The sequence below is a fragment of the Enterobacter sp. BNK-34 genome, from assembly GCF_048684445.1.
GTDB classification, from domain to species: Bacteria; Pseudomonadota; Gammaproteobacteria; order Enterobacterales; family Enterobacteriaceae; genus Enterobacter; species Enterobacter pseudoroggenkampii.
Genome location: NZ_JBLQUA010000001.1, coordinates 3473409 through 3486995 on the forward strand (window position 1 = coordinate 3473409; position 13587 = coordinate 3486995).

Annotated in this window: 15 protein-coding genes; 4 read left to right on the forward strand and 11 right to left on the reverse strand. The window is 55.6% G+C overall.

The window, feature by feature from the left end:
• Positions 1-45: 45 nt before the first annotated feature.
• The 7 genes from ACMGG5_RS17095 to ACMGG5_RS17125 all read right to left on the reverse strand — a co-directional run bounded on the left by ACMGG5_RS17095 (position 46) and on the right by ACMGG5_RS17125 (position 8059).
• A complete protein-coding gene (locus ACMGG5_RS17095; RefSeq protein WP_420278232.1) occupies positions 46-588 on the reverse strand; it encodes a cysteine hydrolase family protein in 543 nt (180 codons plus the stop codon).
• 281 nt (positions 589-869) lie between these two features.
• Positions 870-1469 (reverse strand): NAD(P)H-dependent oxidoreductase, encoded by a 600-nt coding sequence (locus ACMGG5_RS17100; protein WP_420278233.1) that lies wholly within the window; start codon positions 1467-1469, stop codon positions 870-872.
• 74 nt (positions 1470-1543) lie between these two features.
• Complete coding sequence (locus tag ACMGG5_RS17105; RefSeq protein WP_024908017.1) at positions 1544-2137, reverse strand: TetR/AcrR family transcriptional regulator; 594 nt, start codon at positions 2135-2137, stop codon at positions 1544-1546.
• A gap of 34 nt (positions 2138-2171) precedes the next feature.
• Positions 2172-5261 carry an efflux RND transporter permease subunit gene (locus ACMGG5_RS17110; protein ID WP_420278234.1) on the reverse strand — a complete coding sequence of 1030 codons (3090 nt, stop codon included), beginning with the start codon at positions 5259-5261 and terminating at the stop codon, positions 2172-2174.
• Entirely contained in the window at positions 5258-6367 is a 1110-nt protein-coding gene (locus ACMGG5_RS17115; RefSeq protein ID WP_032647017.1) for an efflux RND transporter periplasmic adaptor subunit, read from the reverse strand. Before ACMGG5_RS17115 ends, ACMGG5_RS17110 begins: the two co-directional genes overlap by 4 nt.
• Positions 6368-6441: 74 nt before the next feature.
• The gene (locus tag ACMGG5_RS17120; RefSeq protein WP_024908014.1) at positions 6442-7056 is read right to left on the reverse strand and encodes a TetR/AcrR family transcriptional regulator; all 615 of its coding nucleotides are present in this window, start codon (positions 7054-7056) and stop codon (positions 6442-6444) included.
• 208 nt (positions 7057-7264) lie between these two features.
• The gene (locus tag ACMGG5_RS17125; RefSeq protein WP_420278235.1) at positions 7265-8059 is read right to left on the reverse strand and encodes an SDR family NAD(P)-dependent oxidoreductase; all 795 of its coding nucleotides are present in this window, start codon (positions 8057-8059) and stop codon (positions 7265-7267) included.
• Positions 8060-8155: 96 nt separating this feature from the next.
• Between ACMGG5_RS17125 and ACMGG5_RS17130 the strand changes: the two genes are divergently transcribed.
• Positions 8156-8524: a MerR family transcriptional regulator gene (locus ACMGG5_RS17130; RefSeq protein WP_024908012.1), complete on the forward strand. Its 369-nt coding sequence runs from the start codon at positions 8156-8158 to the stop codon at positions 8522-8524.
• Between the two features lie 33 nt (positions 8525-8557).
• On the opposite strand, the gene ACMGG5_RS17135 is transcribed toward ACMGG5_RS17130, so the two are convergent.
• From ACMGG5_RS17135 to ACMGG5_RS17145, 3 genes are all read right to left on the reverse strand, one after another.
• Positions 8558-8872: a PTS sugar transporter subunit IIB gene (locus ACMGG5_RS17135; protein WP_024908011.1), complete on the reverse strand. Its 315-nt coding sequence runs from the start codon at positions 8870-8872 to the stop codon at positions 8558-8560.
• A gap of 102 nt (positions 8873-8974) precedes the next feature.
• Positions 8975-9574 (reverse strand): HAD-IB family phosphatase, encoded by a 600-nt coding sequence (locus ACMGG5_RS17140; RefSeq protein WP_032647022.1) that lies wholly within the window; start codon positions 9572-9574, stop codon positions 8975-8977.
• 57 nt (positions 9575-9631) lie between these two features.
• Positions 9632-10543, reverse strand: coding sequence for a LysR family transcriptional regulator (locus ACMGG5_RS17145; protein ID WP_248164380.1), 912 nt, complete (start codon positions 10541-10543; stop codon positions 9632-9634).
• Between the two features lie 99 nt (positions 10544-10642).
• Here ACMGG5_RS17145 and ACMGG5_RS17150 point away from each other — a divergent pair, with 99 nt between their 5' ends.
• The 3 genes from ACMGG5_RS17150 to ACMGG5_RS17160 all read left to right on the forward strand — a co-directional run bounded on the left by ACMGG5_RS17150 (position 10643) and on the right by ACMGG5_RS17160 (position 13078).
• Positions 10643-11758, forward strand: a complete 1116-nt coding sequence (locus ACMGG5_RS17150) for an alkene reductase (protein ID WP_420278236.1) — start codon at positions 10643-10645, stop codon at positions 11756-11758.
• Entirely contained in the window at positions 11755-12474 is a 720-nt protein-coding gene (locus tag ACMGG5_RS17155; RefSeq protein WP_420278237.1) for an SDR family oxidoreductase, read from the forward strand. Before ACMGG5_RS17150 ends, ACMGG5_RS17155 begins: the two co-directional genes overlap by 4 nt.
• A gap of 64 nt (positions 12475-12538) precedes the next feature.
• Entirely contained in the window at positions 12539-13078 is a 540-nt protein-coding gene (locus ACMGG5_RS17160) for an ester cyclase (protein WP_032647031.1), read from the forward strand.
• A 39-nt stretch (positions 13079-13117) separates the two neighbouring features.
• Here the strand turns inward: ACMGG5_RS17160 and ACMGG5_RS17165 are convergent, their stop codons facing one another.
• Entirely contained in the window at positions 13118-13585 is a 468-nt protein-coding gene (locus ACMGG5_RS17165; RefSeq protein ID WP_032645324.1) for a DUF1348 family protein, read from the reverse strand.
• Between the last annotated feature and the right edge of the window lie 2 nt (positions 13586-13587).

Consider the following 13587-nt stretch of genomic DNA (forward strand, 5'->3'; position numbering starts at 1 on the left):
CGCGCAAAGGCGCACCGGGGAAGAGAGAGAGACGAACCCGCCAACTCAACTCGCCCTATTAAAATGCCAGTCGCGGGCAGTCGACAGTGTCACGAACGGACCTGCCAGAGTGCTGTTGTGATGGGCAATAATGTCGCTGGCGGATAAATAGTCATTATCCATTGTGGTATGCGCATCAGAAATCAATACCGTCCTGAACCCCAGCTCCGGTGCGGCCCGACAGGTCGTATCAACGCAAAACTCTGTTTTCATCCCGGCAATGACCAGCTGTTTGACACCTCGCTGATTAAGTTCTTGTAGCAATACCGTATCCCTAAAACAGCAGGGATAGCGCTTGGTGAAAACAACATCCTGCTCCTTCACGTCCAGCTCGGGTATCAGCTGTGTTAACGGACCCTTCTCTGAGAGCGGGGAGTCGTCTGGTCCAATATGGCGGGCAAAAAAGAGGGGCACCTGCGCGCGTCGCGCGTGGGTGATTAACAAACGGATATTTTCCAGAACGGCATCGGCGGAACAGGGGGAAACCGGGCCCCGGAAGAGGCCCTGCTGCATGTCGATAACCAGGAGTGCATTGTCAGACGAAACCATTTTATTTCTCCATTCAGAGGGTGGTGAACGGAGAGATATTTCCCCGTCCAGAGTGGCGGGGATTGAGGTTCTGTTTGTCAGCCGTTTGCTACAGATACACTCACGCCGCCGAAGGTTCCGGTGGTGAGCGTGGTTGTTGGCTGAACTGACTGATACATGCAATGACCTTTGTTTATTTCGCTGTTAGCGTAACTATCGCGTACAGTTATAGCGCTGGTGAGAGATTCTCTTCAATACACCAACATCAGTAGGTGCAACGTTAGCGTTGCGCCGGGATGATATTATTGAATACTGCCGAGCCCTTTCAGGAATTCCTCAACCTGCTCAGGCGTCGCCGTATCTGCCTGGTAAAGGATATCGAGCTTGACGTTCTTCAACCCGCAGAAGCCAAATACACCTTCGATAATCTGCGTTTGAATCGCCTTCGAATAGCCGTGTTTATCAAATCCGGTGAGATCGCTGCCGCCAGTGGCAATCAGGCGGACGGGAACATCCCGTAAGTTGCCCACAATCCGTCCGTCGTCGGCCACCTTATACGCCCAGTTCAGGGTTAATACGCGATCGAACCAGCCTTTCAACAGCGCGGGGACCGACCACCAGTACACGGGGAAGACAAACACCAGCATATCCGCTCGCTCGACGCGCTGCTGCTCGCGCAGAATATCGTCGGGAAGGGCGCTCGGATCGCCGTGATACAAATCAAGGTCGGCGCGAGACATGGCCGGATTAAACCCTTCAGCATGCAGATCGGCGATTTCAACCTGCGTACCTTGCTCGCGTAATTTTCCGGCAATATGGGTTGCCAGCGAATGGGATAATGAATTGTCGACAGGGTGAGCCGTCACGATCAGTGCGTTATTAATGGCTGGTATAGCAGACATAGCGACCTCAGAATGGGGGAGAAGTGATACCTATATTACTATTGGTAACTTAGGTGTCAATCCGCCCCCGACGATCATTTTGTGCTATTCGCGTAGGTCTCCAGCACGCCGGTCATGGCGCCGCTGAGCATATCTTCCGCAATATTTCGGGCGAGTACGCCGTTGCCCGCCGCGGTGCTGAGCGCGTCCGCCGCGCCAATGATGGCCGTCAGTACCGCTTCCCCCTGAACGCCTTTTAAGACGATAAAAGGGGAAAGCGCGGTACGCAGGCAGTCGGCACATTCGGCCACGCATGCCTCACGAAACGTCTGCAACGCGTGGGAACCGGACAGCGCAGCCGCGATTGGCCCGGTTTCGGGCCCGGCAGTAATGGCGCAGTCGATATAGGCGGCGCTGAAAAAGCGGATCGTCTTTTCCAGCGTTTTGCTGTCGACCGCCAGCGTCTCACGGAATTTCGCCAGCTGCCGATCGCTATAATCCTGGTACAGCGCCATCAGCAACCCTTCACGATCGCCAAAGTGGTCATAGGGGATAGGCTTGGTGACGTTGGCCCGCTCGGCCAGGTAGCCAAGCGTCAATGCCTCCGTGCCTTGCTGGCGAACGATTCCGCGTGCAACCTCGAGCAGCTGCACGCGGCGGTCCTCTTTTCTTAAGCGCTTAACAACCATATTTTCCTCAAAACCGTTATCTACTCATGGTAGTTTACACGCTTTCTGCGGGGCGCTGCACGCGTTGTTCCACAGGGCGGATCCGGAACCATATCGCATACATCGCGGGCAGGAAGACGAGCGTGATGATCGTCCCGCCCAGCGTCCCGCCGATCAGCGTCCAGGCCAGCGTGCCCCAGAACACCGAATGCGTCAGGGGTATGAACGCCAGCAAGGCGGCCATGGCGGTCAGCAGGACCGGGCGCGCGCGCTGGACCGTCGCTTCAACCACCGCCTGGAACGGCTCGAGACCGTCCTTCTTGTTATGATCGATTTGACCGATCAGGATCAGCGTATTGCGCATTAGAATGCCGGAAAGGGCGATCAAACCGACCAGCGCGTTGATGCCAAACGGCTGATTGAAAATCAACAGTACAGGCACCACGCCAATCAGCCCCAGCGGAGCGGTTAAGAACACCATCACCATCGCTGAGATTGAGCGCACCTGCAAAATGATGATCAGCAGCGTCAGGGCAATCATGATCGGGAACAGCGGCAACATGGCCTGCGTGGCTTTGCCCGATTCCTCAATCGAACCCGCCATGTCGATACGGTATCCGGCCGGCAGCGCATTAACAATCGGCTGGAGCTGCTTCATGATGGCGACCGACACATCCGGTGGTTGAAGATTGTTAGCGATATCTCCCCGCACGGTTATCGTCGGGGTGCGATCGCGACGACGCAGGATCGGATCTTCCATACCAATCTCAATCTTGCCGATTTGAGACAGCGGAACGCGCTGTCCCGCATTGCCGACAAGGGTAAAGCCCTCGATTTTTGCCGGGTCAAGACGGATATCTCCCGCCGCGCGGCCAATCACCTCTACCGAGCGAATATCTTCCCGCACGGAGGTGACGGGCACACCTGACAGCAGGAACTGAAGCTGCTCGGCAACGGCACTGGAGGTTAAGCCGGTCGCCTGCAGGCGGTTTTGATCGAGGGTGAAATGCAATACGGGAACGCGTGACCCCCAGTCGGTGTTGACGGTTCTCATCATCGGGCTTGCCTGGAGCACGGCTTTCACCTTATCAGCGATGTCATGCACCTGTTCGACATCCGGACCCGTCACGCGCCAGGCAACCGGGAAGGGCGAGTAAGGGCCAAACACCAGCTGGGTCACCCGCACGCGCGCTTCAGGCGCAAGGCCGTTGGCGACCGCTTCTCTCAGCCGGAGCTTGAGCGCCTCGCGTGACGTCTCGCTGTCTGTAAGGATCACGATTTTCGCAAAAGACGGATCGGGCAGTTCAGGCGCCATCGCCAGATAAAAGCGGGGCGAACCCTGACCAATATAGGCGGTAACAATTCTGGCTTCAGGCTGCTGGCCCAGCCACGCTTCTATTTTTGCCGTTGCGGCGCTGGTTTGCGCTATCGAGGTGCCGTAGGGCATCTGCACTTCAACCAGCACTTCCGGGCGATCGGAGGTCGGGAAAAATTGTTTTTTTACCAGCCCCATGCCGAGCACGGCCAGGATGAATATGGCGACCACAGCGCCGGCCACCCGCCATTTCCTGGCGATAACGCGGCCAAGCAGCTGGCGAAAACGGTTATAGCGAGGCGTGTTATAGATGGCGGCATGACCGCCTTCTACTTTGGGGATCGCCGGCAGGATCTTCACCCCAAGATAGGGCGTGAACACCACCGCGACAAACCACGATGCAATCAGGGCGAGGCCGACAATCCAGAACATATTGCTGGTGTATTCCCCGGCGGTCGACTGGGCAAAACCATTCGGCATAAAGCCAATGGCCGTCACCAGGGTTCCGGCCAGCATGGGCGCGGCGGTATGGCTCCAGGCGAAGGCCGAGGCTTTGATTCTGTCGTAACCTTCCTCCATTTTTACCACCATCATTTCGATAGCGATAATCGCATCGTCAACCAGCAGGCCGAGGGCGAGGATCAGGGAGCCCAATGTCACGCGGTCAAAGTTTATTCCCGCGGCTTCCATCACCACGAAGACGACCGCCAGCGTCAGCGGGACCGCCGCCGCAACCACCACCCCCACGCGCCAGCCCATGCTGACAAAACACACCACCATGACCACAAGCAGGGCGACGAAGAATTTGATCATAAACTCATCGACCGACGAGCGAATATTCACGGACTGGTCGGTGACTTTGGTCAGGGACATGCCAAGCGGCAGGCTATCATTGATTTTTGCCGTTTCCGCATCCAGCGCTTTACCCAGCGCCAGACCGTTCCAGCCTTCGCGCATCACGATGCCCAGCAGAAGGGCGGGTTCATGCTGATTACGTATCAGCATCGTCGGGGGATCTTCGTAGCCTCGCTCAACCGTTGCCACGTCGGACAGCTTGAGCGTTTTGCCCTGAGCAACAAAAGGCGTATCGCGGATTTTCTGCAGTTCATCGAACGCGCCGTCCAGGCGGATAAAAATTTGCGCGCCTCGGGTCTCAATGGAACCCGCCGCGGTCAACGCGTTCTGGCTGTTGAGCGCATTGAAAATATCCTGGGGTGAGAGCCCTATCGTCGCCAGACGGTCATGGGAGAAGGAGATATAAATCCGCTCGGCCTGTTCGCCGATAATGTTCACTTTTTTCACGCCGGGAACGTGCAGAAGCTGCTGGCGCAGGCCTTCGGCATCACGTACCAGCTGCCGCTGCGGTTCGCCTTTCGCTTTCAGGGCAAAGAGGGCAAAGGTGACATCCGAGAATTCGTCATTGATCATCGGGCCGATGACGCCCGCCGGAAGACGTTGAGATTCATCTCCAAGCTTCTTACGCGCCTGATAGAACTCCTCCTGCACTTCGGCGGGCGGGGTCTTGTCCTGCAATGACAACGTGATAAACGCCATGCCGGGACGGGTATAGGTTTCGGTACGGTCGTACCACTTGAGCTCCTGCAGGCGCTTTTCCAGCGGTTCGGCGACCTGATCCTGGATCTCCTGCGCGGTGGCGCCAGGCCAGACGGTTATCACCGTCATTTGCTTTACCGTGAAGGGTGGGTCTTCCGCGCGTCCGAGCCCAAAGAAGGCGTAAATTCCGGCAATGGTGACCAGAACGATCAGAAACAGCGTGATGGAACGTTCGCGGACGGCCAGCGCTGACAGGTTGAAGCGGCTTCCGCTCATGGCGTGTTCTCCGTCAGGGCGGCATTGCGTTGTTTAGCAAGCCTGACGACCTCACCTTCGTGCAGAAGATGGGCGCCTAACGCAACAATTTTCTCACCGGGCTTCACGCCGCCCGTAACCTGCACCGCGTCTTCACCCACGCTCAGCACCTTGACGGGCGTCCATGCGACTTTTGCCGGCTGGGCGGAAATACGCCAGACGCCGGGACCTTTTCCTGCATCATAGAGTGAAGCCAGCGGAACCTGCATGACCTGACCTTCCGCTTTATTGTCCTGAATGTTCAGCGTGACGGTCGCCCCCAGCGGCGCGTTTGCCAGCAGGCCATCCAGCACGTAGCGGGCTTCATACGTGCGGGTCGCGGCATCGGCAGAGTCAGACAGCAGGCGCAGCGTTGCGGTGACCGGGTTTTCTTCTTTGCCATAAAGGGTGGCCTGCGCCTCGCTGCCGACGGCAGGGCGCAGCGTTTCCGGAAGCTGCACGAGCGCTTCGCGCTGTCCCGCTCTGGCGAGCCTGATCACTACCTGTCCGGCACTGACGACCTGACCCGGCTCGGCGAGCGTCTCCATGACCACACCGTCTGAATCCGCCAGCAGTACGGCATAGCCCGTGGCGTTTTGCGCCACGTTGGCCTGTGCCCGGGCGGCGCTGAGATCGGCTCTGGCCGTATCGGCCGCCGCTTTGATCTGGTCATACTCCGAGGCAGATACGGCGCCGGATGCCACAAGGCCGCGATAGCGCGCTTCATCGCTGGAGGCTTTTCGCGCGCGCGCCTGGGCAGCATCTACCGCGCGCTGCTGCGCCTGAGCCTGTAATTTCAGGTCAACGGGATCCAGGCGCAGTAAGGGCTGGCCCTGTTTGACGGTCTGCCCCGTATCAACCAGTCGCTCGAGGATTTTTCCCTGAACCCTGAAACCCAAATCGCTTTGCGTTCTTGCGACCACAACGCCCGTGAAGGCGCGGGCGGTATTGTTCGCAAGCTCAACGGAAGCGGATCTGACGAGCGGTGGCTTTGTGCGCGGATCGTCACTCGCGGAAATATCGCCGCATGCCACCAGGGCAAACGGCAGGAGACAAACGGCAACGCGGGCTGAAGTGAGCCTGAGCATGGGAAACCTTTTTGACGTAACAGGACGGTATCCGCATTCTCTGACTAGTGACCAAAAATGTCAATGGTCACAATTTAGGGGGCCAGGCTTCTTAAAATCAGTGAAGAGAGAAGCACCGCCGCGGTGGGGGCCATTTCGAGGTTGTACTGCAGCTGGATGGGATTGATAAAAGGACACATCACCATGTGGATAGCCTGTGTGACCTCATCCAGCGGCGTTTTTCTCTCAAACTCTCCGGCCTGCCTGCCTTCGATAATGATGCTCTCAATTAGCTTCATCAGGCTTTCTGCATACCGTTCTGTCGACGGCCACTGCTCGCGTGCGGCGACGGCGGCAATGTCGTACAGCTTACGGTCGTGGAAAAACAGCTCGCTTCCCGCTTCGGTGAGCGCTTTGAAAAGACGGCGTAATTTTTCGCTTGCTGACGGCGCATCCTTGATGGCGGAAAGCACCGCCGCCATGATCAACTCCAGGCGGTTAGCGCAGATCACCTCGCCGATAGCCTGTTTGGAATCGAAAAACTTATAAATGTAGGACTTAGAAAAACCGATGGATTTAGCCAGCTCGGCGACGGTGGTTTTTTCATAGCCGTAGTGACCGAAGTGCTCAAAAGCGGCTTCGACGATTTGCTCTCTGACAGCGTGGTCAAGTGGACCACGTGCTGATGGGGGGTTCATATTTTTAGTCATTATTTAAGCTTAGCGTGACAGGTTACGATTAACAACGAGTGACCATTTCGTACTTTGGTTACCGTTGTTCATCATGCGCCCTTCAGACGGGACGATCAACCAGGTGGGGTAAGTGTATCACTGTTTTTCGTGCACTATGGCATCTATCTGTCTGCGATAAGCGAGGATTTCAGCGCAACTCCCTTGCACTGAACTGAGCCGTTTTTGCTTAAGCCGAGCGTGGACGCAATATTTTTTCAACGATGAGCACCAGACGCTTTCGCGTCACGAACCGGTGTAGCTGCCCCAGAAGCGAGTTACCGCATCCGGTAATCAGGGTGCTACGGTTACTCTCCACGGCCTTTAGCGCCAGGGCGACCACCTTGTCTGCGGGCATTCTTTTACCTACCGAGGCTTCCTCAGCATTCACCACATCAAAAAAGGCCGTATCCGTTGCGCCGGGGCAAAGCGCCAGAACGCGGATGCCCTTTGAGCGATATTCACCCCACAGCGCATTCGAAAACGAGAGCAGGAAGGCTTTGGTTGCGCCATAAATCGCCATATAGGGATCCGGTTGCATCGCGGCCGTTGAGGCCACGTTAATAATCACCCCCGAGCCTTTCTGGAGCATTCCCGGCAGCATGGCGTGCGTCAGCTCCACAGGGGCCAGGCAGTTCACGTTTATCTCATCACGCTGCCTGTCGATAGAGAGCTTTTCGAATGGCCCATAGGTGGCGAACCCGGCGCAGTTGATCAGAATGTCGGGAAAACGCCTTAAGGTTTCAAGCCGTTCCACAATGTGGGGAATGGCTTCCGGTTTCACTAAATCCTGCACAATAATCGTGATGGATACACCATGCTTTCTGACTAACTCTGCGGCAAGCGCCTGCAGCTTTGGTTCGGAGCGGGCGATCAGGATCAAGGCCACGCCGCGGGCCGCGAGCTGCCTGGCGAAATCACGACCTATGCCCGAAGACGCTCCGGTAACCAGCGCTGTTTTTCCTGTATAATCAAAAGAATTCATATTTTTAATCCCGTTTCCCTAATGTATGCCGCACAGGATAAACCGTGCACTTAGGTACACGGTCAAGCGTGATTTTTACAAGGTGAGGGCGGCGCGATGCGAATTGGTGAACTGTGTGCGAAAACGGGATTATCGAAAGAGACGGTGCGTTACTATGAGCGGCAAGGGCTATTGGAGAATATCCCGCAACCTAATCGCAGCAATAACTACAAAGTCTATTCCGCCGTTGATTTACAGCGTTTAAACATGATCAAGCATGCCAAAATGCTGGGTTTTACCTTAGCCGAAATCTCAGAGGTTTTAGCTGTCTGGATTGACGACAAATTTACCGCTGAGCAAAAACAAGCGTCCCTGCGCCGCAAGCTGCAGCAGCTGGAAGAGAAAGAAGCGGCGTTAATTGAACTCAGAGCCAGGATAATCAATGCGATTAATAAGGTTGGTCAACCTTGTATCGATGAGTTTTGAGCGGAGGCCGCAAAACCGATGCGGCCTTATCTATCACGCAGCCAGTTCAGGCATCTGTTCCTTCACGAAATTCAACACCCTCTTCGCGTCCAGGGACGCATAGGGCAGGCTCTCAATAATGGCGATTGAACGCGTATTACCCACCGTCTCTTTTATCTCATCGAGTTTGTACTGAATGTGCGGTGCGACGAGGAAACCATCGAAAGCGGGAGCGACACTGGCGAAGTTATCCAGCCCAACAGCGCTAATCATCAGCGGATAGCCTTCACGTTCTGCCAGAGACTGCATCTTTTTGGCGAGAGAGTTTGCGGTATTACCAAACAAACAACATATCAGAAGCTTTTTCATGTTTTGTACCTCCTGAAAACCGCTCCCAGAGTAGTCCTGAGGTTGTCACCGAAATGCGTGCTATCTCTTATTTTGATGTTTTATTAATATGTCATGGCGGGGTCAGGCCATCTCTTTCCACTGATAAAATTTTTTCGAGGCAAGCGAGAGCATGTCTAAATCTTCCTTCGTATCGCCATAGGCATAGATGACGTTGTAGGAAGATAAATCATAATGATCAATTATCTTCGTTTTTTTTAAACGGGCGCTGCAATCACCCTTTTTGTATTTTCCGGTTGCTTTTCCACCTGAAAATGCCACTTCACTGCATAAGAGTTCCAGACCATTCTGCTCGCACCACGGTTTAAGATATAAATCAAGCGAGGCTGAGACCACTACCACCGTATCCCCTTGAGACTTATGCCAGCTGATTTTCTTCATGGCATCCTCCCGCAACAGGGCAGGAATTTCGGTTTTACTGTAGAAAAGCCCGGCCTTTTTTAATTCAGCTTCTGATTTGCCAGCTAACGCTATTCTTACCACTTTTTTTCGTAAAACCGACCCCGACAACGCACCGATTTTATAGGCGAGGATGTAGGGAAGAAGGCGCAGCTTTCCACGCCGTAGCGTTTTTTCATCAACAGAGCGATAAATAAACGGGGTGAAGGTGTCGGAAAACGTTATCGTTCCATCGAAGTCGAAAAAAGCAATATTTGTAGTCATAAGCCGTTAAGACGGGATAATGAGTTATATCGGGCGAGTGTATCACTGTTTATTGCGTTATTGTTTTTTTAGCCAGTCGAGAAAAAACTGGCTAAACGCAGTGACCTGAAGCGGCTGCAGCTTGCGCTGCGGGTAAACAAACTGCAGCCCGACATCTTTGCGATCGTACCGACTAAAACCGGTGAAGCTGTCGGCAAACAGTACCGTGAGTCTGCCTGTATCAACATCGTCTTTTACATCCCACCACGATTTCCCCGCGATGCCAGCCCCGTTGAGCGCCCACTGGCGAAGCAATGCTCCGTCGTCGCACACCATGGCAGGCTCTACGCGTACAATGCTTTCTTCGCCATTGGTTTCAAAGCGCCATTCGTTCATCACCACACCCTGAGACTCAAGTGCCAGGCACCGATGCTGAGCCAAATCTGCAAACGTGGCGGGGATGCCGCGTTCGTTAAGGTACTCCCCGGAGGCGACCAGTACTCGATGGTTCGGGCGGATGTTTCTGACGACAAGGCTGCTGTCCGGCAGGTTGCCGAAACGCACGCTCATATCCAGCCGGTTAGCGACCAGGTCCTCAACGTGTTCTTTTAACGAGATGAAAAATTTAACGTCAGGATGGCGTCGGGAGAATTCCACGACGGCGGGGCTAAGATACTGTCTGCCAAAGTCCGAGGGGGCAGAAAGGCGAATGTTGCCGCTGAGCACGCCTTCTTTTTGCGTCAGTAACGACTCGGCGTGATGCATCTCCTCCAGCACGCGAAGCGCGGCATGGTAAAACTCTTCCCCGGCGCGGGTCAGCGTGATGGACCGCGTTGAGCGGTGAAACAGACGGGTCTGGTAACGCTCCTCAATCGCCTTCAGCCTGGCCGTCATGGTGGCGGGGGAAAGCGACAGGCGTCGTCCGGCGGCAGAAAGACCGCCAGCCTCGGCCACTTCAACCAGTAATGCCATGTCTTCGAGTTTGCCCATTATTCATATTTTCCGAAAAGTGCATCTGCTTTTAGCGTAATTATCAAAACAAGATGCCGTCTGTAAAGTGATTTCATCCAAACCATAAGGGATGAAAACATGCAACGTACCTCACTTTTTGAACGCTACAGGCTGGGGCAGCAAGACCTGAAAAACCGTATCGTCATGGCGCCGATGACCCGCGCACGCTCCCTTCAACCGGGCAATATTCCCTCCGCGCTGATGGCAGAGTATTACCGGCAGCGGGCCAGCGCCGGATTAATCATCACGGAAGCCACGCAGATCTCGCCTCAGGGCCAGGGATACTCATGGACACCCGGCATCCATTCGGCGGAGCAGGTTTCAGGATGGCAGCTCACGACGGGTGCCGTGCATCAGGCGGGCGGGGTTATTTTTTCTCAGCTCTGGCACGTGGGGCGAATGTCGCACGCCCGTTTTCATCAGGATGGTCAGCCCGTTGCGCCGTCAGCACTGGTGCCGGACGCGCAGGTGTGGGTGGTGAATGAACAGGGGGAAGGCCAGATGGTTGACTGCCCGCAGCCAAGAACGCTCTCGCGCAAGGAGATTCACAGCATCGTCGCGGACTATCGTCAGGCGGCACTGAATGCCGTCCAGGCCGGGTTTGATGGCGTGGAGATCCACGGCGGAAACGGCTATCTGATCGACCAGTTTCTGCGTCAGACATCCAATAAACGCACGGATGAGTACGGCGGCACGCTGGAGAACCGGATCCGCTTTGCTCAGGAGGTGTTAAGCGCCATTGCTGAGGCCATTGGCCGCGAGCGTACGGGCATTCGCCTTTCCCCGTTTATTACCCAGCGCGGGATGAACGATCCGCAGGTGACGGAAGCCATACTCGCGCTCGCGGCCTGGTGTGAGCAAAAAGGTATTGCTTTCATCCACCTGGCGGAAGCCGACTGGGACGATGCGCCGCAGGTACCTGAACAGTTCCGTCGATCGCTTCGCGAGACGTTTAGCGGAACCCTTATCGTTGCGGGTAACTATGACCTTGAAAAAGCGGAAAAGATCCTTGCTGCCGGCTATGCCGATTTGATTGCCTTCGGACGACCGTTTATTGCCAACCCGGATTTACCCCACCGGCTGGCGCACCAGCTGCCTCTGGCCCAGGAGCGCGACCCCGCCACGCTGTTTGGCGGCACCGCGACGGGCTATACCGATTACCCCATTTACATCCTGCAGGAGGAAACGTTATGACCCGTAAAACCTTAATTATCGGCGGCGCGTCCGGCATCGGTTTCGCCGTGGGCAGCCTGCTTGCCGGGCGAGGCGAGGAAATTATTCTTGCGGGCCGCGACGGCGCGAAGCTGAACGCTGCGCGGCAGCGGCTGAGCACTCACGCCGCGTCTGTTCACACCCTCGTGCTGGATATCAGCCGTGAGGCAGAGCTTGTCGCGCTCGGTGAAACGCTGGGTGAGGTCAATAATATTGTCGTTACCGCGGGCTCACAGGCTCCGGGAGGGCTTCTTTCCGGGCTGGATCTCCGCGCTGCAAGGCTGGCCTTTGATACAAAATTCTGGGGAAGCATCAATGTCGCCCGCTATCTCAGCGGGAACATCGCTCCCCGCGGTACGTTGACGTTCACCAGCGGGTTCGTGGCGCGTCGCACCGTGGCGGGCGCCATTGTTAAAACGACGATGAATGCCGCGATTGAGGCCGCGACAAAAGTGCTGGCGAAAGAGCTTTCACCGCTGCGCGTCAACGTCGTGAGCCCGGGGCTGACCGACACGGAGGCGTACGCGGGCATGGACTCCGCCGCGCGGGAAAAAATGCTCGCTGGCGCGGCGGAAACCCTGCCAGCCAAAGCCTGGGGAAGGGCGGAGGACATCGCGCAAGGGTATCTTTTCGCCATTGATAATCCCTTTGTCACGGGGTCGGTCATTGATATTGAGGGCGGGGCGTTAATTAACTGATCCTCGCGGATTTGAACCGCAGGAAATCGACTGCGGGTAATGTAATACTCTATTGAGAGATATCATGAAATATACGACGTGTTTTCGTCCAGCTGTGGCGATGCTTATTCTTGCCGGTCTGTCCGGCACCGCATTTTCGGCGCAGCTGGAATGGCTTCCACCGAAACAGCTTATTGTTGATAAGAGCCTGCCCCAGGCGCAATTAAGGGCGAATGAAGCCGTTGCCAGAGAATATGCAACGTTCTGGAATACGGGAGAAGAGTCCCTGGCGCGTGATGCGCTGGCAGTGAATTTCATCGATAAAACGCCTCCGGAAGGTCGTAAGCAAGGTCCCGAAGGCGCTATTTTAGCCTCCCGTGCGTTTCGTACAGCCGTGCCTGATTTACGCTGCGACGTTGAGCAAATGATTATTTCAGGCAATCGCGTGGTCTCGCATTTACATTTTCACGGCACCTTCACCGGGACATTTGGCAAGCTGAAGGGAAAGGGGCAGAAAATAGATTTTATCGCCACGGATATCTATGAGATCGCTGACGGCAAGATTGCGGCTAACTGGCATATTGAGGACAACCTGACGCTGATGAAACAGCTGGGCGCATTGTAAATTCACCACTCCGGGACGGCCCGGAGTGATGCGAAAATCCTATAAGCCAAGATCGCTCAGCGAAGGGTGATCGTCCGGGCGTCTGCCCAGCGGCCAGTGGAACAGGCGCTCGGATTCTTTTATCGGCATATCGTTTACGCAGGCAAAGCGTCGCTTCATCAGTCCGTCCGGCTCAAACTCCCAGTTTTCATTGCCGTAAGAGCGGAACCAATTGCCGGAATCATCATGCCATTCATAAGCATAGCGCACCGCGATGCGGTTATCCGTAAATGCCCAGAGCTCTTTAATCAGACGATAGTCCAGCTCTTTTTTCCATTTCCGCTCCAGAAACGCCCGGGCTTCTTCACGGTTAGTGGCGAACTCCGCGCGGTTGCGCCATTGGGTATCCAGCGTATAGGCCAGCGCGACCTTCGCCGGGTCGCGGCTGTTCCAGCCATCTTCTGCCAGTCTGACTTTTTCGATGGCGCTTTCACGCGTGAAGGGCGGTAAAGGAGGACGTGTGTTCATGG